Origin of the sequence: Flavobacterium sp. WC2416, from assembly GCF_041200095.1 — a bacterium.
GTDB lineage: Bacteria > Bacteroidota > Bacteroidia > Flavobacteriales > Flavobacteriaceae > Flavobacterium.
Map to the genome: position 1 here is coordinate 2,928,788 of NZ_CP165626.1, position 24,340 is coordinate 2,953,127.

The window sequence follows — 24,340 nt, forward strand, 5'->3', positions numbered from 1 at the left end:
TCTTATTAACCTACAAATAAATTAAGAACTAACACCCCTACTAACCCTGTAACACCAACTATAGTTTCCATTGCTGTCCATGAACGAAAAGTATCCTTAATACTGATTCCAAAATACTCTTTAAACATCCAGAAACCGGTATCATTTACGTGAGAGCACATTAAACTTCCTGCTCCTATTGATAAAACCATCAATTCAGGACTGACCCCAGAACTTATCACTAAGGGTTGAACAATACCTGCAGCAGTTAATCCTGCAACCGTGGCCGATCCTAATGCAATGCGTATAATAGTAGCAATAAGCCAACCCAAAAATAAGGGTGAAAGTGTCGATCCATCAAAAAAAGTAGCTAAATCTGAACCAATACCGCTATCAATTAATAATTGTTTAAAAGCACCACCAGCACCAATTATTAAAATTATCATAGTGACAGAACTCATAGAAGTACTAAATTTATCCATAATGTCCATCATCTTTTGCCCTCGTTTTATCCCTAAAAAAACAATACCAAATAATACTGTAATCAACATCGAAGTAGTTGGATTTCCTATAAACTCTAATGTGGTCCGCAAATCCGATCCTTCTGGTAAAATAAAAGCACTCAAAGTCCCTATCCCCATTAAAATAACGGGAGTGAGTGCAATCATGAAACTTGTCAAGAAAGAAGGCATTTCTCCTTCAGTAAAAGTTTTACTTTCGAATAATCCTTTAGGCGGATTCGTTACAATTTTTTTTATAAATTCAGGAAAAATAATTCCTGCAGCTAGCAAAGCAGGAATAGAAACTAAAATTCCATATAATAATGTTTTACCAATATCTGCCTTGAAAATTACTGCTATTGCAGTTGGTCCAGGATGTGGAGGTAAAAAACCATGTGTAATTGATAAGGCCGATGCCATGGTAATACCTAGATAAATAAAGGGTTGTTTCGTATTGGCCGCAATGGCAAAAACCATTGGAATCAAAATAACAAAACCAGCATTATAAAACATGGCAATTCCTACAGCAAAACCAGTAACTAAAACGGCCCATTTTACTTGATTCACACCAAAGGAATTGATTAAAACAGTACTGATTCGTTGTGCTGCACCACTCTCGGATAGTAAACTTCCAAGCATGACTCCAAAAGCCAAAATTAAGACCAAAGATCCTAAAGTACTACCTATTCCGTTTTGGATGGAATTAACAATTGTTCCAAAAGGCATTAGCTTTACTATACCAACAAAAAAAGAAGCCAATAGTAAAGAGATAAATGCATTAAATTTTAGAACGGTTATTAAAAATAGCAACAAAAGGATACTTGCAATTAAAATCAGTATGGACATAAGTTAGAATTTAAATTTTACACTCTTTTAGTTTTCTAGCGAATTGTGGAAAATTATTCGTTTTTTTCTACAGCATGACCACCAAATTCATTTCGGAGGGCCGCAACTACTTTACCAGAGAATGTATCTTGCATTTGAGAACGATAACGCATCATTATCGATAACGCTATAACAGGTGTTGGCACGCCTAAATCCAATGCTTCTTCAAGTGTCCATTTTCCTTCTCCTGAGGAATGCATAACTCCCTTTATACCCTCGAGTTTAGGATCTTTTGAGAAAGCATTTTCGGTCAATTCCATTAACCAACTGCGTACTACAGAACCATGATTGAACAGTTTTGCTGTTTTTTCGAAATCAATATCAAATTCAGAATGTTCAAACACTTCGAATCCTTCTGCAATTGATTGCATCATTCCATATTCAATTCCATTATGAACCATTTTAGTATAATGGCCACTCCCAGAAGCACCTGTATATAAAGATCCATTAGGAACTGAAATATTCTCAAAAACTTCTGCTACATAATCAAATACTTCTTTATCTCCTCCCACCATCGTACAAGCGCCATTTAATGCACCAGAAGTTCCTCCAGATGTACCACAGTCCAAATAGCAAAACCCATTTTCTTTTAAAATTTTATACCTGCGTTTTGAATCTTTGAAATTAGAATTTCCTCCATCGATGACAATATCGTTTTTATTTAAAAAAGGGATTAAAGAAAAAATCACTTTGTCTACAATTTCTCCTGCGGGAACCATAATCCAAATCACTCTTCGCTCGGTTAATTTTTCGGTTAATACAGCAACTGAATTAGCCGTATCTATTCCTTCTTTCTCTATTTTAGCTACAAAGTCGGTATTAACATCATTGGCTACCACATCATACCCATTTCTTTGCAAGTTTAAGGCTAGGTTAAAGCCCATTTTTCCTAATCCTATCAGTCCTATTTGCATTGTATCTCGTATTTAAGTATCGTTTGAAATTATTTTTTTTATCAACTGTAAAAATATCAGTTTTAATTTTCTAATATACAGTTTATCAGAAAAATAGTCCTCTTTTTTTTTATATAATGAAATATACCTATTTATTTTTTAATTATGTCACCAAGAATGAGGTTAATAAATCAAAAAAAGATTGATGTCCATTTTATAATTATCGCTCATCTAGATAAAGGCCTTTTATATCGTGTCTAAAACAATTTTTAAACATTTGTTATTACTATAGATTTCTTACTACTATTAAAACTGTTCAATAATCATAAATAACTTTTGTTATAAAATAAAATTAAGACTACACCCCCCCTTATTTTACTTAAAATTAAAAATTCACCTATAAAAAGATGAAACATTAAGAATATTTATCCTATAATATTTAAAAATAACTCAAAAAAATGGGGGTATAGTTAAAAAATTTAATTGTGAATAGTGCAATTATTTAAATCTATAATGAATATTCTTTATTATTTTGAAAGGATATTTTGTAATTAATAATTCTACCTCTTTTTATCCAAAAACTCAGTTCTTATTTATAATTCTTAAATAAAAGTTAATAAATTCGTCACTGAAAAAAAATAGATTTTAACAGATAATAAACAATAAATCATTGTTATTATTGAATAATACACTAATTAAATACAAATTCACTGTATATAAATCAAATATTAAATTAATCACAAAAAAACAAACACTATCAAAATTTCTAATTCCCAAAAATTATTTGCTTATTTTCTGATTAGAAAATCACAAAAAAAATCAAGGAAAAATACTTAAACAAAATAAATCAATTATAAAATCCACTTAATTATGAAAAAAATCGAAGCCATTATTCGAAAATCAAAATTTGATGAAGTTAAAGAAGCTTTACACAAAATAGAAGTTAATTTTTTTACGTATTGGGACGTTACTGGAGTTGGTAACGAGAAAGAAGGACACGTGTATAGAGGTATTACTTACAGTACAACAGATATACAAAGAAGATACATTTCCATTGTAGTTTCGGATCCTTTTCTAGAAAAAACAGTTGACGCTATTTTGAATGCAGCCGCTACCGGAATGGTGGGCGATGGTAAAGTATTTGTTTCTGATGTACAAGAAACGTATAGAATAAGAACCAAAGAAAAAGGAACAGACGCTGTTAACTAAATCACTTTTAAAACTAACTAATAAAAATATATATTATGGATACGAATGCTGCAATGGACTTAATGTGGGTGTTAATCGCCGGAAGTTTAGTGTTTTTTATGCAAGCCGGTTTTACACTTGTAGAAACTGGTTTTACTAGATCAAAAAATACTGGAAATATTATAATGAAAAATTTAATGGATTTCTGTATTGGAAGTCTTGCTTTCTGGGCAGTAGGATATTCGTTAATGTACGGAGATTCTATTGGAGGATTGGTTGGAGATATGAAGCAATATGCTTTTTTTGATAGTCTTCCAGACATGCATAGTTTATTTTTTCAAACTGTATTTGCAGCAACTGCAGCAACTATAGTTTCTGGAGCGATTGCTGAAAGAACAAAATTTACTACTTATTTAATCTTCTCTTTATTAATGACATTAATAATCTACCCTATTTCTGGTAGCTGGGTATGGAATGCAGGTGGATGGCTAGCTAAAATGGGATTTACTGATTTCGCTGGATCAACTGTAGTACATGCTGTTGGTGGAGCTGCTTCTTTAGTAGCTGCTGCTATGGTAGGCCCTAGAATTGGAAAATACACAGATGGAAAATCAAATGCTATACAAGGTCATAGTTTAATGCTAGGAGCTTTAGGGGTATTTATACTTTGGTTAGGATGGTTTGGGTTCAACCCAGGATCTCAACTTGCAATATCTGGTGATAACGCTTTTAAAGTAGCAGCTATATTTATTACAACAAATTTAGCAGGTGCTGCAGGTGCGTTAGCAGCTATGTTTTTAACTTGGATATTTTACAAAAAACCAGATATTTCAATGACTTTAAATGGAGTTTTGGCTGGATTAGTTGGTGTGACAGCAGGTTGTGCAGCTGTAAGCCCATTAGGAGCTCTAATTATTGGATTAATTTGTGGGGTTGTAGTTGTATTTTCAATTGAATTTATCGACAAAAAATTAAAAATTGACGATCCAGTTGGAGCGGTTTCAGTTCATGGAGTTTGTGGTGCATTAGGAACTATATTAGTTGGATTTTTTGCTACAGATGGGGGTTTATTCTATGGTGGGGGTTTTGATAAATTAATTGTACAAATCACAGGTGTTGCAGCAATTGTAGCATGGGCAATGGGAGCTTCTTTTATCGTATTATTTATATTAAAGAAAACTATGGGACTAAGAGTTACCAAAGAAGAAGAGATTGATGGTTTAGATATTCATGAGCATGGAACTAATGTTTATAATGACTAAACAATTAAAATTATAATAAAAGTTTATTTACAGTGATGCTTCCTTTTTATAAACACACCCTCATGTGTTTTCTAAAAGAATTGCGGTTGGCAATCAAAAATTATTTTTTAAGCATCATTTTAAATACCTAAAACATAAAGCCTACAACAAAATGATTTTGTTGTAGGCTTTTTTTATTGAATATACATTTACATTAAAAAAAAAAATTAACTTAACCTTTTTAAATTAGATTAAATGCAACCACTATAAAAGTAAGTCGCAAATAAAAACATACTAGTTAATTAAACATTAAAACTATAGGACAGCAATTATAAATCAAATAAAAAAATAATAGATTTACCAAAATAGATTTCATTTACAACACTGCTTATGTCAAAAGAAAAGTTACGAATAGATAAAACATGCCTTAATTGTAATTATGTTGTTGACCAACGTTACTGTCCCAATTGCGGTCAAGAAAACACGATAAGCACTAAGTCTTTTCATCATATCTTTATTCATTTTTTTGAAGATTTAACCCATTACGACAATGCATTTTGGAGAACCATTTTTTATTTATTTTTCAAACCTGCAGCATTAACTAAAGCTTATCTTTCTGGAAAAAGATTAACATTTCTAGCGCCTGTACGTCTTTATATTTTTATTAGTTTCGTTACCTTTTTATTACTATCCTTATTCCCAACTAGCGACACAAAAGAAGTAACAATTCCAATTACTATAGAAAAAACTCAAGTAAATATCCCCTCAATTGATTCATTACATATTGAAGAAAAAAGCGTCGATGGATTAACAAAAGTTGGAATATTATCTCAAAAAAATAATGATACTATTAAAAAGATTTTACTACAAACTACTAAAATTGACACTACTAAAATAAACAAAAAAGAAGTGGCTGATTTTGGTTATAAATCTATTAATGAACTAGACTCAATACAAAAAAATGGGGCAGAAAAAGCAAAAGTAAGCAAAACCGAATATTGGTTCCTAAAAAAATGGCTTGCTGTAAAAGAAGAAAATACAAATGAGGAAATCATTGAGAAATTCAGTGAATCATTTACGCATAACCTCCCAAAGGTACTGTTTATGTATATGCCTGTTTTTGCTTTTATACTATGGGTTTTTCATGACAAAAAAAAATGGTACTACTTTGATAATGGTATTTTTACTTTGCATTATTTTTCGTTTCTACTCTTATTGATTTTAACCCTGTTCTTTATAGACAAACTCTTTCTGTTGTTTGGTGAAAATCCTATTTTGACTTGGGTTCATTTTGGTCTCAAATCGATTGGCATTTTTTGGATGCTGTATTACTTTTTTCCTGCACACCGAAGATTTTATGGAGAAAAAATCATGATTTCTTTATTAAAAAGTAGTGTAATTTTACTGATAAATGTTATCATTATAATTATTCTAATGGTGCTTTTCGCACTATACACCTACATCAATATTCACTAAGAACTATTTAACAAATTACAAAAGGTTCCCCTTTCTTTTTTTAAAAATAGGTTTAAAAAAAATCTACCCATAATTGATATAAACGATAGGATTTAGAATTTGAATAATTTAATTCTTGTTACATAATTCGCAATTATAAAATGTAAAAAAAGCAATCATAGCAAAAAATTAGGTCGATTATTATCATAAAAAAAGCATAAACTATGATTTTTTTGCAATATTTGTTATACTACTACTATTCAAAGATAACACGCCTAAATTATGTCAATAAAAATCGCTATTTCACACAAAACAACTTACAAATTTGACCGAAGCGTTAAATTATTCCCTCATGTTTTTAGACTTCGTCCAGCTGTACATTCTAGAACGGCTATAGAAGGATACTCTTTTAAAATAAGTCCTGAGGATCATTTTATCAATTGGCAACAAGACCCTTTTGGGAATTATCAAGCTAGAGTTATTTTTCCTGAAAAAATTAAAGAATTAAAAGTCGAAGTCGAAGTTATTGCAAAACTTCAAGTCATCAACCCTTTTGATTATTTTGTAGAAGAATATGCTCAAAAGTATCCCTTTAAATATGATACTATACTGGAACAAGAATTAATTCCTTATTTAAAATTGAGTGAAGAAAGTCCCATATTCTTAAAATTTATTGAAAAAATAAAACTAAATGATTCCATAGAAATAAATGATTTTTTAGTTTACCTGAACCAAGAAGTTTACAAAACGCTTTCTTATAATCTAAGAATGGAAGCAGGAGTACAAACACCAGAAGAAACATTACGAATAAAAAGTGGCTCCTGCAGAGATTTTGCATGGCTATTAATTCATGTTTTACGTCACTTTGGTTTAGCTGCACGATTTGTTTCTGGCTATATTGTACAATTAGCACCCGACATAAAGTCACTAGATGGGCCTTCCGGACCAGAAAACGATTTTACTGATTTACACGCTTGGGCCGAAGTTTATCTTCCTGGAGCAGGATGGATTGGACTGGATCCTACGTCTGGACTTTTTGCAAGTGAAGGTCATATACCATTATGTTGTACTCCCCATTATGAAAGTGCAGCGCCAGTTACAGGTGCAACAGAAAAATGTGAAGTAAGTTTTGAATTTGAAAATAAAGTAACTCGCATTCATGAAGACCCAAGGGTAACTAAACCCTATTCTGACAGTCAATGGGAAGACATCATGGCGGTAGGAAATGTAGTGGAGAAGGATTTAATTGAAGGTGATGTGCGTTTAACAATGGGTGGAGAACCCACCTTTATTTCTATTGATGATTTTGAGGGAGCCGAATGGAATACTGCAGCCGATGGACCATTGAAACGTAAACTAGCTTATGATTTAGCCCTTCGTTTAAAAAAACGATTTGCTCATGGAGGCTTGCTGCATTTTGGACAAGGAAAATGGTACCCTGGAGAGTTATTCCCACGTTGGCAATATGGACTATACTGGAGAAAAGACGGATTCCCTTTGTGGAAAAATGATGCGCTAGTAGCAAAAGAAGGTGAAACTCAATTTACTTTTCACGATGCTGAAAAATTTGCTGTCGAATTGACCAAATTTTTAGGTATTGACACTAAAAACATATTACCAACTTACGAAGATCCAATCTATTGGGCTCTAGAAGAAGGTAAACTTCCAATGAATTTAGATCCATTGAAAGTGAATTTAAAAGATTCTATGGAACGTCATAATTTGGCAAAGGTATTAGAAAAAGGCTTGAATAATCCATCAGGATTTGTTTTGCCAATACAAAAAAATCACAATAATGATAATTGGGAAAGTTGTGCTTGGGAATTTAGAAGAGGCAATTGCTTTTTAATTCCTGGAAATTCTCCAATTGGATTGCGTTTACCATTGGATTCCTTACCAAAAATTTCTAAAAATAAGAGAGAAACAGTTGTAGATAGAAGTTTATTTGAAGACTTACCCGCTTTAGGTGATTATTCAGAAAAAATAAACAAACGTTATGGGACCATTTCAAAACTCATTCAGTCTGTCAAAAAAGTATTATCTAAAAAAGAAGAAAAAAAAGAAGAAGAATCTTTATTATTTGAAGTAGACACTTTTATTACCGCCATGTGTATACAAGAGCGCGATGGAATGTTGTACATTTTTCTTCCTCCAACTGATTATTTAGAAGACTATGTAGATTTAATTACTTCGATAGAAATTACTGCAGAAAAATTACAAATGCCAGTAAGAATTGAAGGATATCAACCAAAGTCGGACTACAGAGTCGAAAAAATGATGGTAACCCCAGATCCAGGTGTAATTGAAGTAAATGTACATCCAGCCAAATCTTGGCAAGAAATTGTTGACAACACAACGGCGCTATATGAAGAGGCATTTCTATCTCGTTTAGGCACCGATAAGTTTATGGTAGACGGTCGTCATACTGGAACTGGAGGAGGGAACCATGTAACATTAGGAGCTGAAAAGCCTGAGGATAGTCCCCTATTGAGAAGACCTGATTTATTGCGAAGCTTAATCACCTATTGGCAACACCATCCCGTTTTAAGTTACCTTTTTGCTGGACCCTTTATTGGACCAACAAGTCAAGCACCGCGTATTGATGAAGGTCGTGATGAGCGTCTCTACGAAATGGAAATTGCTTTTGATCAAATCCCAAAAGACAAAGAAGTTCCTTTTTGGATGGTGGACAGAATTTTCAGAAACCTATTAACTGATATCACTGGAAATACGCACCGTTCAGAGTTTTGTATCGATAAATTATATTCTCCTGATTCATCAACAGGACGTTTGGGAATATTAGAGTTAAGAGCTTTTGATATGCCACCTCACAAACACATGAATTTAGTTCAAAATTTATTAGTTCGTGCCTTGGTTGCAAAATTTTGGAAAAACCCATATGAGAAAAAATTAGTCCGTTGGGGAACTGAACTACATGATAAGTTTTTGTTGCCTCATTTTGCCTATTTGGACATGATTGATGTAGTTAATGATTTAAAAGATGCTGGATATAATTTTGACATTTCATGGTTTGATCCTTTTTTCGAATTTAGATATCCTCACCATGGTAATGTGACTATTGATAATATCCAATTAGAAATTCGATTAGGTATTGAACCATGGCACGTACTTGGTGAAGAACTCTCAGGCTCTGGAACCTCTCGTTTTGTAGATTCCTCATTAGAACGTTTACAAGTAAAAGTTTCTGGAATTGTACCAGAACGCCATATTTTACTATGTAAAGGCTGCCGAATTCCTTTAAGAAGTACTGGTACAAAAGGAGAATATGTAGCAGGAATACGATATAAAGCATGGAATCCACCATCCGCTTTACACCCAAATATAGGTGTAGATGTTCCATTGGTTTTTGATATTGTAGATACTTGGAATAATAAAGTAATCGGTGGCTGTACCTATTTTGTAACACATCCAGGCGGAAGAAGTTTTGAAACTATGCCTGTGAATAGTTTTGAAGCAGAATCAAGAAAGATAAGTCGCTTTTGGGATTTTGGTCATACACCATCTTCAGTACATAATGACATGGAAAACGAGAAAGAAATTATAATAAATAATAGTGCAACTTCTCGCTTTTTAGTAGAGTCTAAATCCGAACTTAAACTTGATACTCCCATTGAACTTATTAACCCTGAATACCCTTACACATTAGATTTAAGACATTATTGGAAAGCAAAAGAATAGAATAATTGCATTGTTGTTCGCTTTAAAAACCTTTATTTTGCCAATTATAAAAAACGCAATTCATTTACAATTAACAAATGATTCAAGATATTTCATTGGGATTACTCCAATCTTATAAAGAGAAAATAAATACGTACGATGAAGTACTTGACAAAAACGGTCAAGTAAAACCGTATTGGCAAAAGCTTTTTGATACTTTAGAATCTATAGGTCTTGAAGAATTAGAATTACGTAATCAAGAAATTATAAAAAAACTAAGAGAAAACGGAGTTACTTATAATGTTTATGACAATAATAATGAACCTAATCGTGCGTGGAAACTAGATCCAATTCCGTTTTTAATCCATAAATCAGAATGGGAAACCATTGAAAAAGGGTTAAGACAAAGAGCACATCTTTACGATTTAATTCTAAAAGATATTTATGGACCACAATTATTAATAAAAAATTCAATTATTCCAGCTGAATTAATTTTTGATAATTCTGGTTTTCTATTGCCTTGTTTTGATATTAGACAAAAACTAGACATACAATTACTTAATTATGCCTGTGATTTAGCTAGAGGGCCGGACGGAAAAATGTGGTTATTGGATAATAGAACTCAGTCACCATCAGGTTCAGGATATGCGCTTGAAAACCGAATTGTAATGAGTAAAGTTTTTCCTGAACTGAACAAAAAAATGTTTAGAAGCAGACTTTCCCCTTATTTTAATGACCTGCAACAAACTGTTGATGCACTTGGAAACAACACTAACGAAAATCCAAATGTAGTTTTTTTAACACCTGGACCTGGAAATGAAACCTATTTTGAACACGTATATTTATCCTCACATTTAGGTTATACACTTGTGCAAGGAAGCGATTTAGTAGTTAGAGATGGCTATGTATGGTTGAAGTCTATTGACCAACTAGAACGTGTAGATGTCATTATTAAAAGAGTCGATGATGAATGGTGTGATCCATTAGAATTAAAAAGAAATTCATTAATAGGAATTCCTGGTTTACTGCAAGTAATCCGTTTAGGTAATGTCGCTGTTATAAATCCGCCTGGAACCAGTGTTTTAGAAAATCATGGTTTGATGGCTTTTATGCAAAATGCCTGTAAATATTTATTAAAAGAACCTTTAATATTAAGTTCTATAGCTACATGGTGGTGCGGTCAAAAAAAAGAACTGAATTATGTTCTTGACAATTTACCCAAACTAATTATTAAAAAAACAAATCGGAAACAAGGTTTTAGATCCATATATGGACGTCTTCTTGATAAACAGCAATTGGAAGACTTGAGAATCATGATTCGTAAAAATCCAAAGGATTTTGTAGCACAACAAGAGGTTAGTTTATCTACTACCCCATCATTTATTGATGGAGAAATTGTACCCAGATTTGCTGCAATGAGAGCTTTTTTAATTTCTGATGGAAACGAGTATAGAGTTATGCAAGGTGGATTAACCCGCAGCTCTGCAATAAAAGGAAAGTTTGAGGTGTCCAACCGTTTAGGAGGTTTGTCTAAAGATACTTGGATTATAACTGATACCCCAAATGAATATAATGAAAGTTATGTAGAACGTAGAAACCTAACAAATCATCTAAACAATTCATTAACAAGTAGAAATGCCGAAAATTTATTTTGGGTAGGGCGCCTGTGTGAAAGAACAATGGCTTTGAGAAGTTTTTTAAAAATAATCTTGAGTCGCCTTAATGAAAATGTTACTAATAAAGAAAATGAGCAACCTGCTTTTTTAATAGTACTTCTCAAATCTCTTACTCATCTTACTCATACCTATCCAGGATTTGTAGGAAAAGAAAAGGAAAGTGATCCAGAAGTAAACATTGACGATACCATTGCTAATCCAATTCCTGAATTACTTCTTTTAATTAGTGATTCAAAAAAACCTGGATCTGTTACTTATAATATTCAGGCGTTGTTAAATACCTTAAATCAAGTAAGTGAAAAATGGAATCACGATACCCGCCGAATTATTAATTTAGTAGAAGACAGTCTTGTTGCGCTAAAAAGTTCAAACACGAGTAATATCAACCAAGTAAATCACGGTCTTGATAAACTACATATTCGTCTTTTTTCTTTTTATGGAAATGTTTATGAAACATTACCTAGAGATAATGGCTTCTATCTATTGGAAATAGGGAAAAATGTAGAGCGCATTTTATCATTGATTTCTGTTTTCAAATATACTTTCAATTATAAAAAAGTTGAAGAAGAAGAAAGTGTTTTAATGGAAGCTATTTTAGAAAACCATCATTTATTAGCCCAATACAGAAACATTTACAAGTCTCATTTAAGCTTGAAAGCAGTTATTAACATGGTTTTTCTAGAGCAAAACCTACCGTATACCCTTACTTTTTTACTCGATACGCTTTCTTCTTATCTTTCTAAATTGCCAAAAACAATAGAACCAAATCGATTAAGTCTTGCTGAAAAATCAGTTTTGGAAGCAAGTACAATTATAAAATTAATTGATGCGGATCGTTTAATACAAGCGGATAGCGATACTCTTTTTCGACCTGAACTAGACCAAACACTTTCAGATGTTTTTGATCTAATTTCGAATGTGTCAACTAACTTGGCTAGTTTATACTTTAATCATTCTGTTATCCAACACTCCATTTTAGACACCTTAGACAATATGAATTCTGATGAAATATAAACTAAAACACAAAACCCTTTACACTTATGTGAATGCTGTTCACAATTACCAAAGCGTATTGTGTTTACAACCGCAAAGTTCAGCCAGACAAATTTGTACCAATTTTAAAATAGAAATAGAGCCAAAACCTTCTAAAATTTATAGTAGAAAAGATTATTTTGGAAATATTCAACATTATTTTTCTTTACACGAGTCACACACCAAATTGAATGTTATTGTGTCTAGTGAAATAGAAGTTTTAAAAAATGTAGTTCAACCCTGGAGCACCATTTCCTGTGAAGAAACTACATTAAAAATCAATGCCAATCCTGTCCTTAAAGCGGACCTTTTAATTTATCAATTACCTAGTCAATTTATCAATTGGGATGACAATATAATTGCCTTTGCTCAAAGTTGCCTTATTCCAGAAGCCCCGCTTTTTGAATGTGTTATGAATTTAACAAAAAAAATATTTACCGATTTTGACTTTAGATCAGGATCAACAAATGTAAATACACCAATCAGTACAGTACTGAAAGAAAAAAAAGGGGTTTGCCAAGATTTTTCTCATTTGGCTATCGCTTGCCTAAGAAGTGCAGGTATTCCAGCACGCTATGTAAGCGGTTATATTGAAACTTTACCACCAAAAGGTAAAATAAAGCTAGAAGGTTCTGATGCATCACATGCTTGGATATCTGTTTATATTCCTGAAATGGGGTGGTGTGAATTTGATCCTACTAACAATATGATTCCACAACAAAGGCATATTGTTACTGCATACGGTAGAGATTTCGCTGATGTTTCTCCACTTAGAGGAATAATATTTAGTTCAGGAGAACATAAAGTCAAAGTGGAAGTAGATGTAATTCCAGTAGTTTAATACTAAAAAAAAAATCATTAAATCAAAACATCAAATATTAACCCCTGCAAAAGCTTCAATTGTAGATCAAGATACTGCTAAAAAAGTATTTAAGGATATATTGAAGGCATCATTGCCTGTAGGGTATCAGCAAGCAAATTGTCATAATTTGTCGCATTATATAAGCTTGCTATTAGAATCAAAAGGGATTATAACATCTAAAATTTGGGCTTTTTCTCCTGGTATTTATTCCAATTCAAATTCACAATTAATCACATTTATTGATAAAAAAGAGCTCTCTCCTAATGGAACAATTGATTGGGGATATCATGTTGCCACAGTATTACATGTAAACGATGGTATAGAAACACACCAAATGGTAATTGATTTAGAGCTTTTTCCAAAAGGTCTAGTTCATTATAAAACATGGTTAGATAAACTTAAAACAAAAAAGCTAATTTCATTAATGCTGGATTTTGAATGGTATTTGTTTAATTCCACTATGATTCCTAATTCTCAATTGAAATATGACGCAAATGGAATGCTAAATTCAAAATTAAAAAACATTATTCTTCCCGAAACATTTTCAGATAAGTTGATAGATGATTTTTATAAATACACCGATGATTCTTTACAAAATCAATGGCTAGAAAAAGGATTAGCGATCAATGCAACGGCCGTTGAATTCTATACTGAAGAAATAGCACCATTATTAAAATTAAATAATCAGGCACAATTAATCAATGATTATAAAAATTTAGTGGGAAACGTATTCAATTTTGAAACCGTATTTAGAGACAACAGGTGGAATTATGACATGACTACCGATTTTCAAAACCAATATTACACCATAATTAATAAATACCGTGAGATCTACAACAATAATCTTATAAAATGGGGACTTAGTGTTGCTAACTTAAAGAATATAATAGATTCAAAACAATTTGAATAAAAGACATTAATAGAATCGATTTTCAATAGCATATTTATAAAAATGAGTCTATTGATTGCCGTTATTTTCCTCTAAATCATTGTGGTTGTCACCACCTATACTGTAATGATTGTTTTCTTCATCTTCACTTCCAACATTTTCCTGAGCATCATCCAACTCGGAACCAGGAATATCTAAATCACCACCAGACATATCTTCTTCAAAGTCTTTTTCATTCAACTTAGTACGATTATTTATTTCTACTGGGATTTTCTTTTTGGTAATATCATCTGGGTTAATATCACTCTCTTTATGAAATTGATTGTAAATATCTTCACTTGGAGGATAATTAAGAGAATCTGGGAGTTTGTTTTTATCTTCTTTACTTTTTTTTAAAGAATCTGAATTTTTATCTGAATTTTTCATTTTTTTTCGTTTTAACTAGTTGACTACTAAACACTAAGTTAATCATTTAATATTTAATAGCTTTCCTATTATTAAACATAATAATCAATTAAATAAAAAATAATAGAACATAAATGCTTAAATTTATAGTAACTTCTTAGATAAGTATTAACCATTTTATATAAAAAATATGAGCCTCCTAACAAACAATGTCATCCCAGATAATCATGGTAAAGTTTTTGGAACAAATGCCATGGAAGAGACTGATTTACTAGAAATCAAAAAAAATTTATTGGAACTTGAAGGTATAAAAAATGTTATCGTCAATTTAGAAATATTCCCGCGAGAATTTACTGTTCACACTAATAAGATAGTGAATATTACTGATATTGAAAACAAAGTAAAACAAATAGGGTTTCATGCCATACCAAAAGACACCTTTATACTTTAAAAATTAATAAGTAGATATCAACTTTTGCTTTTAGATTTTTTTTGCATGTACCACATTAATCCAACCATTCCAAAAGCGATGAGCCCCATCCATTTAAACAATAATGCTAATGGATAAATTGCACTTAAAAATCCAAGAAAATTAGTACTGATGCCAGTTCCAAACTGAAGTGATGCTACCATCAAACCAGATACCATTATAGCTTGGCTTGTATTTTCTTGTGTAGCCCAATTTACTGAAGAAGGAAATAAGGAAGACATCAAAATTCCTGCTAATGCCATTCCTAAAAGACTCCAATTTTCAACTGTGCTCATTGGAATCAAGTAAAACATAAAAACGATTAACAAAGCCGATAGTAATGTAATGCCTTTCATTTTAAAACGAGCTGATAAGAGTCCAAAAACAATTCTCCCAAAAGCCAATCCACCCCAAAACAAAGCGAGCCCTACTGCAGCTGTTTTAATTGAAAAACCTTGGTTCTTGAGGAAAACGGCACCGTAACTACCTAAAGTACCCTCACAAATTCCATAAAGAATAACAATAAGGACAAATCCCCATAAACGCAATGGGATTTTTAAAGTACTGGCCTGCAAAGTATTCTCCTGCTTATTTAAATTTAAAAATAACACAAACACCAATAAGATTAGTACTAATGCAAAAACTATTAGGGGTAAATACCACCACAAATTGGGGTTATGTAACATACTAACGAGCATTGGTGCGCCTGCAGTACCCAATCCTAATGAAAAATGGAGTCCGGAAATAGATGCCAATTCGTTATTTGGAAAAAGCTGAAAAGCTAGCGGATTGAGCACCGTTATTACCAATCCGAAACCAAGACCCAAAAAACAAGTGCCAGAATAAATTAAAAATAAAGCTTTTGTTTTTTCATGTATAAAAAAATGGCTCATGAATAATAAAAACAGGGTAAAAGCCAGTGAAATGCACCCTAGGAGCAAAACATTTTTCACGCCCCATTTTGAAACAAAAAAAGGAGTCAACAAAGCCGAAAAAATAGCCAAAATAGTTTGTGGTATAAAAATACTACTGAACTGATTGCTACTGAATCCAAAATGAGCAGAGTCAGTAAAAATAGGCCCTAGAGCAGGATAAATAATCAAGGATAATCCGGTTAACAATCCTCCGAGATAAACTACAACCGTTTTAAGTACTTTGCTTTCCATTATAATATAATCTTTAAATAATTAGAATCCATCTTTCTTACAAAAGTGATTTGTGCCTTAAACTAATTATTGGGTTTCATGAATTAAATTGGCTATTAAAGCAGTCCACCCCGTTTGATGAGCAGCACCCACACCCCTACCAGTATCTCCATGAAAATATTCGTAAAAAAGAATTAAATTCTCAAAGTCTGCCTCTTTGTACTTTATAGCATGTAAGGCATGAACAGGGCGATTTCCTTCTGCATCTTTTTCGAAAATTGAAATCAGTCGTTTACTAAGCTCATTTGTTATTTGCTGCAAATCCATTTCATTATTAGAACCAGTTGGAAATTCAAGCTTTACAGTATCTCCACAATAGGAATAATATTCTTTTAAAGATTGAATAAACAAATAATTTAAAGGCATCCAAACTGGGCCACGCCAATTTGAATTACCTCCAAAAAGGGTGGTAGTTGATTCAGCTGGTTCATAATTAATGCTGTAATTCACTCCTTCGATATTGATACAATATGGGGCTTCATGCACTTTAGATAAAGACCGTATTCCGTGTGGACTTAAAAATTCATTTTCATCCAATAGCGCTTTCATTAATATTTGTAAACGATCTTTGGGTACCAATGACAATAACAAATCACCTCCATCTGTATGTTCTGTTATCACAGGATATTTTAAACTATCATTTCGAAATTTTTCAAACCACAAAACACTTTTTCTAAAAATGGGTAAACGCTCCAGTGTTTCTTTCTTGATGCAAAAAACGGCTGTCATAGATAATAATCCTGCTATGGAACGCACTTTAATTGGCATAAACTCGCCATTAGGGAAGACCAATTTATCATAAAAAAAGCCTTGTTCCTCATCCCAAGTCCCTATAAATTCAATACTCATTTTGTTTAAAGCCTCAGCAATAAAGACAAAATGTCCAAAGTACTTGGTAGCCATATCTTCATATGAATCGTCTTCCATGGCTATTTCTAAACTCATTTCGAGCATATTCAAGCAGTATAAAGCCATCCAAGAAGTTCCATCTACTTGTTCTAAATGTCCGTTACCCGGAATTCCATGACTTCTATCAAAAACCCCAATATTATCTAATCCTAAAAAACCGCCTTCAAAAACGTTATTTTCATTAGTGTCCAATCGGTTTACCCACCAAGTGAAATTAAGTGCCAATTTGTTAAATATGCGTTTCAAAAATTTAATATCCCCTACTCCATTTTTCTTTTTGTCAGTTTTAAAAACTTGTAAAGCGGCCCAAGCTTGCACAGGAGGATTTACATCACTAAAAGACCATTCATAAGCTGGAATTTGACCATTGGGTGCCATATACCATTCTCTGGTAAAGAGCAGCAACTGTTGCTTTGCAAATTCGGGATCTATTAATGCAAAAGTGGCACAATGAAAAGCCAAATCCCATGAGGCATACCAAGGATATTCCCAGGCATCTGGCATCGAAATAACATCGTGATTCCGAAGCGTGGTCCAATCACTATTTCGACCATTCCATCTTGCTGCAGGAGGTGTAGGTTCTTTGGCATCTCCCTCTAACCAAGTCTCTACTTCATAATTATAATACTGCTTTGACCATAATAATCCTGCAAATGCCTGACGCTGAATTGCAGGCTCAACCTTGGTGTCGTTTCCTGCTATTCCATCATAAAATTCAGAACATTCCGTTTGTCTTTCAGTAATAATTTGCTCGAAATTCTCATCAAAAGGATTTTCTATTTCTTGTTTTGAAATACGCAATCGCACGGAATACGATGCTCCTGCTTCTAAATGAAGCTGATACAAAGGACTGAATTTTGTTCCTTCACTATTTTTTTCTGCCAATGAAAAATCATCCTTTATCACTGCATCATGAAATAAATCTTTTTTAAATTGATGATCATTTGGACTATCAAAAATTACTTCTTCATTAGTTTCATTTTCAGTAAACAGAAGCTTGGAAGCATCATCAAAATAAAAATTATAATTCCCTACAAAAGGATGAACAATGGATACAAATGTTTTATTTCCTGCTACTTCTTTTTTGATGACTGGTTTTACAATATCCTTTTTGAAACTCCAAAAATTACGAATCCATAAAGTGGGTAATAGAGTAAGCGAAGCAGCACTGGCACTTCTATTGTTGATGGTGATTTTAATTAAAATATCTTCGGCGTCGGCTTTGGCATATTCCGTAATTATGTCAAAATAGTCATTATTATCAAATATTCCTGTATCCAACAATTTGTACTCTAACTCATTTTGATTTCGCTTCTTATTTTCAGCAACCAATTGATCATAAGGAAATTCGTTTTGAGGATATTTATACAAATGTTTCATGTAGGAATGAGATGGCGTATTTTCAAGATAATAATACAGTTCCTTAACATCTTCTCCATGATTTCCTTCTGGACCAGTTAGACCAAAAAGTCGCTCTTTTAAAATAGCATCTTTCCCATTCCAAAGGCCTATACCAAAACAGATATTACAATATTTATCCGAAAAACCTGCAATTCCATCTTCTCCCCATCGATAGGTTCTGCTTCGAGCATGGTCGTGTGTAAAATAGTTCCAAGCATCACCTGACGCGCTATAATCTTCTCTTACAGTTCCCCATTGACGCTCACTAAGATATGGTCCCCAATGAAGCCAATCTTTTTCTTTAGCATAATTTTCGTTAATCCTCAGCTGTTCTTTCGATACCATTTATTTCACTGTTTTTTTAACCATTTGTAGTAAAACCTGGATAGCAAGTCATCCCTCCATCCACAAAAATGGTTGTTCCATTTATGTACTCCGACTCATCAGAAGCCAACCAAACTGCTGTACTTCCTATATCCTCAGGAATACCAATTCGTTTATACGGAATTAGTTTATTCAATTCGTTTAAAGCCTCTGGTGTATCCCAAGCTTCCTTATTTATAGGTGTTTTTATGGCACCAGGAGCAATACTGTTGCATCGTATTTTATGGGGAGCGTATTCTTGACAAATTGTTTCCATTAACATCACAATTCCTCCTTTGGAAGCAGCATAATTAGCATGGCCAGCCCAAGGAATAATTTGATGTACTGAACTCATTTGAATAATTTTACCTAATGACTTAGAAACATCTGGACGCATTCCTCTTCGTAAAAATTCCCGAATCGATTCACGAGCACAAAGAAACTGCCCTGTAAGATTCACATCAATAACCAGTTGCCATTGGGCTAGTGTCATTTGGTGCATTGGGGCATCACGCTGTAAACCTGCATTAGGTACACAAATATCAACCGTTCCAAAATGGTTTACTATTTGTTTAAACATAGCGATTACTTCCTCTTCCTTACTGACATCACATTTTATAGCTATTGCATCTCCACAAAGGTTATCCATCGAAATTTTATGTGCAATCTCTTCGGCAATTTCTGGATTCGAAACGTAATTGACCACTACATTAGCACCGTCTCTACCCATTGCGATAGCCACCGCTTCTCCAATTCCTGAATTCGCTCCAGTTACTATGCAAGTTTGACCTGCTAGTCGTTCATTTGGTTTTTGCATATTCTTTTAATTTAGTAGTTCATTTTTAATATAATCTCCCACTCGTAATGCCATAGCCATTATGGTTAAAGCTGGATTTACTGCAGAGCTGGAAACAAAAAAACTTCCGTCTACAACAAACAAATTTTTTACATCATGAGATCTACAAAAAGTATCTAAAGCAGATAATTTGGGATCAGTACCAAAACGAATGGTTCCATTTTGATGTGCCACTGCTGCTATATCCATGTCTTTTCCAAAATAAATATTCTTAGGAATAAAATGAGAAAAGCTCCCCGAATGTTCTAAACTGTATTTCAGTTTATCCATTAAAAGATGATGTCCTTTCAAATTATTGGGTGTGTAATTTATTTTTATTTTTTGGCTTTCCAAAGTTATCCTGTTATTTGGATCAGGCAAATCTTCAGAAGCCAACCAAAAGTCAACGGAATGTTTGGCCATCATTTCAAATGTAAATCCTGGCGCAGGAATTGGGCTATCGGCACTAATTTGTGTCTTATCTGATTTGCCTAGCATTTGAATGTGTCCAAGGGGAAATTCAAATTCATCACTTTTATGATAATAGTCATTAATTCCAAAGGTTTTCCCAAACTTGGAATCGTTTGCCGTAGTTGATAAAGCAATCATAGCTGAATTATTATGAAACATATAATTCCTACCAACAATTCCTGAAGAATTCGCCAAGCCAGCGGGATAGATAGTATTAGCACTTTTTAAAAGTAATACGGCCGAATTAATTGCACCGCAGGATAAAATTACTAAATCAGCGGTGAGGGTTACAACTTCACCATTGTAAAGAACATCCATTTTAGAAATGGCTGTGCCTGAATTATTAGTATAAAGTTTGGTGACTTGAGCATTAGTCATTAAACTTACATTGTCTTGCTGTAGCGCTTTTCTAAGTGCATTGATATGAGCATCTGCCTTATGTTCTGTAGGGTCTGGAAATCCATCAAAACGATCTAAAATAAAAGGAGCGCTTGCTTTATTCTTATCATCAGGATTCAAGCCTATAGGTAATGGAAACGGATGTAAGCCAGCATTTTTCAATTCATCAAAAACCTGTTGGATTCGCGGTTCGTGTTTTAAAGGTGGGTATAAATAAGGGTTTTCTTCTTCGGGTTCTGTGGGGTCTGCCCCTCTTTCGCCATGAACAGCATACAATCTTTCAGCTTCTAAATAATATTTTTTAAGATCATAATAGGATATGGGCCATTTTGGAGAAATTCCGCCATAATGCTTCACTTCATTAAAGTCATTTTCTCGCATTCTAAATAGTGCCGCTCCATATAATTTAGTATTCCCGCCTACATTGTAATGTTGTCCCGGTTGAAATTCTTTGTCCTCTTTATCAAGCCATCGCTCGGTAGTTGTGTATTTGTTTTTTACAAAAACTGCTTCACTATCCCAGTTTTCTTTTTCTATTGGTATAAAATCGCCTCGTTCAATTATTAAAATATTTTTTCCAGAATCTGCCAATTTGTAAGCTAAAGTAGATCCGCCAGCACCTGAGCCTACAATAATAATATCATAGTGTTTCATCTTATATTTTTTTTAAGATAATTACTATAAAAATACGCATATTACTAAAGAGAAAATTTTATTTAATATTTAATTAGTATTTCATTCCAAAAGGCACTTTCAATACTTTTTATAAAAAAATAAAAAATATTTTATTCTTATTTTTTATTATCGTAATATTGCAATATAAATATATAACGATGGGAATTACTAAATCAGAACATTTTACAGAAGAGCAAAACGAATTGGCCATTTTAGCTAAAGCAATTGGTCATCCGGCGCGTATTGCTATAATACAGCATCTCATAAAAGTGAATAGCTGTGTTTGTGGCGAAATTGTAAATGAACTTCCGCTTGCACAGCCCACTGTTTCGCAACACTTAAAAGAGTTAAAAAATGCTGGTCTAATAAAGGGAAATTTCGAAGGAAATGCAATCTGTTATTGTCTTAACGAAGAAGGTTTTGAAAAAATAAAAGGCTTTTTCGAAAACATCAATACCTATTTAGAAAATAAAAAAAATCAATGTTGTTAATTTTTAAAAATACCAATCATGAAATTGCCATGACTCAAAAACAATATAATTTTAGTAATGGCGATACCATATTCTTTTAAAAAACAAATATTATATTCATATGAAACTATCTGAAATTAAAAAACAGCTAAGTACGTTAGAAAACGTAACTTTTGTATTGCCAAACGGAACTTATGTTCCTGAACATTTCCATGTAACAGAAGTGGGTTTAATCACTAAAAACTTTATTGATTGTGGTGGAAAAGTAAGAAAAGAAACCGTAGTGAACTTTCAATTATGGGATGCCAATGATTTTGAACACCGCTTGAAACCAAAAAAATTATTAGATATTATTGAACTATCTGAAAAAGTATTAGGCATCGAAGATTATGAAATTGAAGTTGAATACCAATCGGAAACTATTGGTAAATACGATTTAGGTTTCAATGGAAATGATTTCACTTTGTTAAATAAGCTTACTGCTTGTTTAGCAGAAGATCAATGTGGAATTCCTCAAGAAAAACAAAAAATTAAAATCTCTGAAATTCCAGTTCAAAACAACAGCTGTACTCCTGGTGGAGGTTGTTGCTAATCCAAATATACTACTGAAAATGATGCCATCAAAAACACAAATTTTTCCCGCAATCGAAAAGGAAATTCTATCTTTTCATCCAGAAAATATTTCGCAAGAGCGTAGAACAATTTTACAACCTTTAATTGATTTTATTCAAATTAAAGTGAGCAATCAAGAGGAAATAAGGCTCAACTTTATATGTACACACAATTCCAGAAGAAGCCATTTATCCCAAGTTTGGGCACAAACTGCAGCGTCTTATTTTAATTTTAGCAATGTGTTTTGTTATTCTGGAGGAACTGAGGCTACTGCTCTATTCCCTATGGCAGCAGCAACTTTATCTAAATCTGGATTCAAAGTAAAAACACTTTCTGAGGGAAACAACCCTGTTTACAGCATAAAATACACGGACAATGAGCATCCAATTATTGGTTTTTCAAAAACCTATGATGATGATTTTAATCCGCAAGCGGAGTTTGCTGCCATTTTAACTTGCTCTAGTGCTGACAATGGTTGCCCATTTATTGCGGGTGCCGAAAAAAGAATTCCCATCACTTTTGAAGATCCAAAAGCATTTGATAACACACCACAACAAGCAGAAAAATACCATGAAAGAAGTATGCAAATTGCTACTGAACTTTTTTATGTATTCTCACAAATTAAAAAATAAATATGTCGGCAAATAATTGTGCTCCAGTAGCAAACCGAAAAAAATTAGGATTTCTTGATAGTTATTTAACCCTTTGGATATTCTTAGCTATGGCTATAGGTGTAGCTGTTGGCTATTTTATTCCTTCGAGCAGTAATTTTATCAACTCTTTTTCAAGTGGAACTACAAATATTCCGTTGGCTATTGGTTTAATTTTAATGATGTATCCACCATTGGCCAAAGTAAAATACGAGCAAATGGGTCAAGTGTTTAAAAACACAAAAGTACTAGGTGCTTCCCTTTTCCTAAATTGGATTGTAGGTCCTATCTTAATGTTTTTCCTAGCTTTAATATTCCTAAACGGTTATCCTGAATACATGATTGGCGTTATCCTTATTGGTCTGGCACGATGTATCGCCATGGTGGTCGTTTGGAATGATCTTGCTGATGGAGATAGAGAATATGCGGCAGGATTGATTGCTTTAAACAGTATTTTTCAAGTATTATTATATAGTGTTTATGCCTATATTTTTATAACGATTCTTCCTCCCTATTTTGGTTATACTGGTTTTGAAGTCAACATTAGCATTGGTCAAATTGCCGAGAGTGTTGGTATTTACCTAGGTCTTCCTTTTGCATTGGGCATTATAAGTCGTTACGCATTAATAGCTATAAAAGGAGAAGACTGGTTCCAAAATAAATATGTGCCTTTTATTTCACCAATTACTTTAATCTCTTTATTATTTACTATTGTAATTATGTTTAGTCTAAAAGGGGAATTGATAGTTCAAATTCCGATGGATGTGGTTCGCATTGCAATTCCACTAGTGATTTACTTTACAATCATGTTTGTTGTGAGTTTTTTCATTGGGAAATATTTCGGTGCTGATTATTCAAAAAGTACTGCTATTGCATTTACAGCAACAGGTAATAACTTCGAATTAGCTATTGCAGTGGCCATTGGTGTTTTTGGTATCAATAGCGGACAAGCATTTGCTGGAGTTATCGGTCCATTAGTAGAGGTTCCAGCTTTAATAGCTTTGGTTAATGTTGCCTTTTGGTTTAGAAAAAAATACTACACATCAGCGACATAGGTTGTATTAAATAACTTTAAAGTCGTTTAAAAAATTAAGACCTCAAATTCCCAAATTATAAAGTAGCAATGCGATATTTAATTTGAGAATTTGCGGTATTTTTATTTAATTCCACAATCGTATTAAAATCAAACACTACTTTT

The 24,340-nt window shown here is 32.9% G+C and carries 19 protein-coding genes; 12 read left to right on the plus strand and 7 right to left on the minus strand.

Features of this window, described 5'->3' with window-relative positions:
• Positions 1-5: 5 nt before the first annotated feature.
• Complete coding sequence (locus tag AB3G39_RS12300) at positions 6-1,325, minus strand: gluconate:H+ symporter (protein ID WP_367768967.1); 1,320 nt, start codon at positions 1,323-1,325, stop codon at positions 6-8.
• A 53-nt stretch (positions 1,326-1,378) separates the two neighbouring features.
• On the minus strand, positions 1,379-2,278 hold the full coding sequence (gnd, locus tag AB3G39_RS12305; protein ID WP_369753555.1) for a phosphogluconate dehydrogenase (NAD(+)-dependent, decarboxylating): 900 nt from the start codon (positions 2,276-2,278) through the stop codon (positions 1,379-1,381).
• An 849-nt stretch (positions 2,279-3,127) separates the two neighbouring features.
• Between gnd and AB3G39_RS12310 the strand changes: the two genes are divergently transcribed.
• The 7 genes from AB3G39_RS12310 to AB3G39_RS12340 all read left to right on the plus strand — a co-directional run bounded on the left by AB3G39_RS12310 (position 3,128) and on the right by AB3G39_RS12340 (position 14,299).
• Complete coding sequence (locus AB3G39_RS12310; RefSeq protein WP_367768961.1) at positions 3,128-3,466, plus strand: P-II family nitrogen regulator; 339 nt, start codon at positions 3,128-3,130, stop codon at positions 3,464-3,466.
• Between the two features lie 35 nt (positions 3,467-3,501).
• Positions 3,502-4,707: an ammonium transporter gene (locus AB3G39_RS12315; RefSeq protein WP_367752360.1), complete on the plus strand. Its 1,206-nt coding sequence runs from the start codon at positions 3,502-3,504 to the stop codon at positions 4,705-4,707.
• Positions 4,708-5,076: 369 nt separating this feature from the next.
• Complete coding sequence (locus tag AB3G39_RS12320; protein WP_369753553.1) at positions 5,077-6,162, plus strand: DUF3667 domain-containing protein; 1,086 nt, start codon at positions 5,077-5,079, stop codon at positions 6,160-6,162.
• A gap of 261 nt (positions 6,163-6,423) precedes the next feature.
• Positions 6,424-9,840: a DUF2126 domain-containing protein gene (locus AB3G39_RS12325; RefSeq protein WP_369765365.1), complete on the plus strand. Its 3,417-nt coding sequence runs from the start codon at positions 6,424-6,426 to the stop codon at positions 9,838-9,840.
• A 77-nt stretch (positions 9,841-9,917) separates the two neighbouring features.
• The gene (locus AB3G39_RS12330) at positions 9,918-12,509 is read left to right on the plus strand and encodes a circularly permuted type 2 ATP-grasp protein (RefSeq protein ID WP_369765366.1); all 2,592 of its coding nucleotides are present in this window, start codon (positions 9,918-9,920) and stop codon (positions 12,507-12,509) included.
• Complete coding sequence (locus tag AB3G39_RS12335) at positions 12,499-13,368, plus strand: transglutaminase N-terminal domain-containing protein (RefSeq protein WP_367768952.1); 870 nt, start codon at positions 12,499-12,501, stop codon at positions 13,366-13,368. Before AB3G39_RS12330 ends, AB3G39_RS12335 begins: the two co-directional genes overlap by 11 nt.
• Positions 13,369-13,426: 58 nt before the next feature.
• Positions 13,427-14,299 (plus strand): protein-glutamine glutaminase family protein, encoded by an 873-nt coding sequence (locus tag AB3G39_RS12340; RefSeq protein WP_369766284.1) that lies wholly within the window; start codon positions 13,427-13,429, stop codon positions 14,297-14,299.
• 48 nt (positions 14,300-14,347) lie between these two features.
• Here the strand turns inward: AB3G39_RS12340 and AB3G39_RS12345 are convergent, their stop codons facing one another.
• Positions 14,348-14,704 carry a hypothetical protein gene (locus tag AB3G39_RS12345; RefSeq protein ID WP_367768946.1) on the minus strand — a complete coding sequence of 119 codons (357 nt, stop codon included), beginning with the start codon at positions 14,702-14,704 and terminating at the stop codon, positions 14,348-14,350.
• A 169-nt stretch (positions 14,705-14,873) separates the two neighbouring features.
• Here AB3G39_RS12345 and AB3G39_RS12350 point away from each other — a divergent pair, with 169 nt between their 5' ends.
• Complete coding sequence (locus tag AB3G39_RS12350) at positions 14,874-15,134, plus strand: heavy metal-associated domain-containing protein (protein WP_367768943.1); 261 nt, start codon at positions 14,874-14,876, stop codon at positions 15,132-15,134.
• A gap of 17 nt (positions 15,135-15,151) precedes the next feature.
• Here AB3G39_RS12350 and AB3G39_RS12355 read toward each other — a convergent pair whose 3' ends face one another.
• The 4 genes from AB3G39_RS12355 to AB3G39_RS12370 all read right to left on the minus strand — a co-directional run bounded on the left by AB3G39_RS12355 (position 15,152) and on the right by AB3G39_RS12370 (position 21,389).
• Entirely contained in the window at positions 15,152-16,318 is a 1,167-nt protein-coding gene (locus AB3G39_RS12355; RefSeq protein WP_369765367.1) for a sugar MFS transporter, read from the minus strand.
• A 66-nt stretch (positions 16,319-16,384) separates the two neighbouring features.
• Positions 16,385-19,012 (minus strand): glucosidase, encoded by a 2,628-nt coding sequence (locus AB3G39_RS12360; RefSeq protein WP_369765368.1) that lies wholly within the window; start codon positions 19,010-19,012, stop codon positions 16,385-16,387.
• Between the two features lie 16 nt (positions 19,013-19,028).
• A complete protein-coding gene (locus AB3G39_RS12365; protein WP_369765369.1) occupies positions 19,029-19,847 on the minus strand; it encodes an SDR family oxidoreductase in 819 nt (272 codons plus the stop codon).
• A 6-nt stretch (positions 19,848-19,853) separates the two neighbouring features.
• The gene (locus tag AB3G39_RS12370; RefSeq protein ID WP_367768934.1) at positions 19,854-21,389 is read right to left on the minus strand and encodes an FAD-dependent oxidoreductase; all 1,536 of its coding nucleotides are present in this window, start codon (positions 21,387-21,389) and stop codon (positions 19,854-19,856) included.
• A 179-nt stretch (positions 21,390-21,568) separates the two neighbouring features.
• On the opposite strand from AB3G39_RS12370, the gene AB3G39_RS12375 reads away from it, so the two are divergent.
• From AB3G39_RS12375 to arsB, 4 genes are all read left to right on the plus strand, one after another.
• On the plus strand, positions 21,569-21,901 hold the full coding sequence (locus tag AB3G39_RS12375) for an ArsR/SmtB family transcription factor (RefSeq protein WP_367768932.1): 333 nt from the start codon (positions 21,569-21,571) through the stop codon (positions 21,899-21,901).
• A gap of 100 nt (positions 21,902-22,001) precedes the next feature.
• Complete coding sequence (locus tag AB3G39_RS12380) at positions 22,002-22,472, plus strand: DUF6428 family protein (RefSeq protein WP_367768929.1); 471 nt, start codon at positions 22,002-22,004, stop codon at positions 22,470-22,472.
• 19 nt (positions 22,473-22,491) lie between these two features.
• Positions 22,492-23,124, plus strand: a complete 633-nt coding sequence (locus AB3G39_RS12385) for a low molecular weight phosphatase family protein (protein WP_369765370.1) — start codon at positions 22,492-22,494, stop codon at positions 23,122-23,124.
• A gap of 2 nt (positions 23,125-23,126) precedes the next feature.
• Entirely contained in the window at positions 23,127-24,197 is a 1,071-nt protein-coding gene (arsB, locus tag AB3G39_RS12390; protein WP_369765371.1) for an ACR3 family arsenite efflux transporter, read from the plus strand.
• Positions 24,198-24,340 lie beyond the last annotated feature (143 nt).

What these genes read in the sequence shown, in the direction of transcription:
- AB3G39_RS12380 (WP_367768929.1), top strand. Translation starts at nt 22,002, where the DNA reads ATGAAACTATCTGAAATTAAAAAACAGCTAAGTACGTTAGAAAACGTA.
- AB3G39_RS12370 (WP_367768934.1), bottom strand. Translation starts at nt 21,389, where the DNA reads ATGAAACACTATGATATTATTATTGTAGGCTCAGGTGCTGGCGGATCT.
- AB3G39_RS12315 (WP_367752360.1), top strand. Translation starts at nt 3,502, where the DNA reads ATGGATACGAATGCTGCAATGGACTTAATGTGGGTGTTAATCGCCGGA.
- AB3G39_RS12300 (WP_367768967.1), bottom strand. Translation starts at nt 1,325, where the DNA reads ATGTCCATACTGATTTTAATTGCAAGTATCCTTTTGTTGCTATTTTTA.
- AB3G39_RS12325 (WP_369765365.1), top strand. Translation starts at nt 6,424, where the DNA reads ATGTCAATAAAAATCGCTATTTCACACAAAACAACTTACAAATTTGAC.
- AB3G39_RS12330 (WP_369765366.1), top strand. Translation starts at nt 9,918, where the DNA reads ATGATTCAAGATATTTCATTGGGATTACTCCAATCTTATAAAGAGAAA.
- AB3G39_RS12310 (WP_367768961.1), top strand. Translation starts at nt 3,128, where the DNA reads ATGAAAAAAATCGAAGCCATTATTCGAAAATCAAAATTTGATGAAGTT.
- AB3G39_RS12350 (WP_367768943.1), top strand. Translation starts at nt 14,874, where the DNA reads ATGAGCCTCCTAACAAACAATGTCATCCCAGATAATCATGGTAAAGTT.
- AB3G39_RS12335 (WP_367768952.1), top strand. Translation starts at nt 12,499, where the DNA reads ATGAAATATAAACTAAAACACAAAACCCTTTACACTTATGTGAATGCT.
- AB3G39_RS12360 (WP_369765368.1), bottom strand. Translation starts at nt 19,012, where the DNA reads ATGGTATCGAAAGAACAGCTGAGGATTAACGAAAATTATGCTAAAGAA.
- arsB (WP_369765371.1), top strand. Translation starts at nt 23,127, where the DNA reads ATGTCGGCAAATAATTGTGCTCCAGTAGCAAACCGAAAAAAATTAGGA.
- AB3G39_RS12375 (WP_367768932.1), top strand. Translation starts at nt 21,569, where the DNA reads ATGGGAATTACTAAATCAGAACATTTTACAGAAGAGCAAAACGAATTG.
- AB3G39_RS12385 (WP_369765370.1), top strand. Translation starts at nt 22,492, where the DNA reads ATGATGCCATCAAAAACACAAATTTTTCCCGCAATCGAAAAGGAAATT.
- AB3G39_RS12345 (WP_367768946.1), bottom strand. Translation starts at nt 14,704, where the DNA reads ATGAAAAATTCAGATAAAAATTCAGATTCTTTAAAAAAAAGTAAAGAA.
- AB3G39_RS12365 (WP_369765369.1), bottom strand. Translation starts at nt 19,847, where the DNA reads ATGCAAAAACCAAATGAACGACTAGCAGGTCAAACTTGCATAGTAACT.
- gnd (WP_369753555.1), bottom strand. Translation starts at nt 2,278, where the DNA reads ATGCAAATAGGACTGATAGGATTAGGAAAAATGGGCTTTAACCTAGCC.
- AB3G39_RS12355 (WP_369765367.1), bottom strand. Translation starts at nt 16,318, where the DNA reads ATGGAAAGCAAAGTACTTAAAACGGTTGTAGTTTATCTCGGAGGATTG.
- AB3G39_RS12320 (WP_369753553.1), top strand. Translation starts at nt 5,077, where the DNA reads ATGTCAAAAGAAAAGTTACGAATAGATAAAACATGCCTTAATTGTAAT.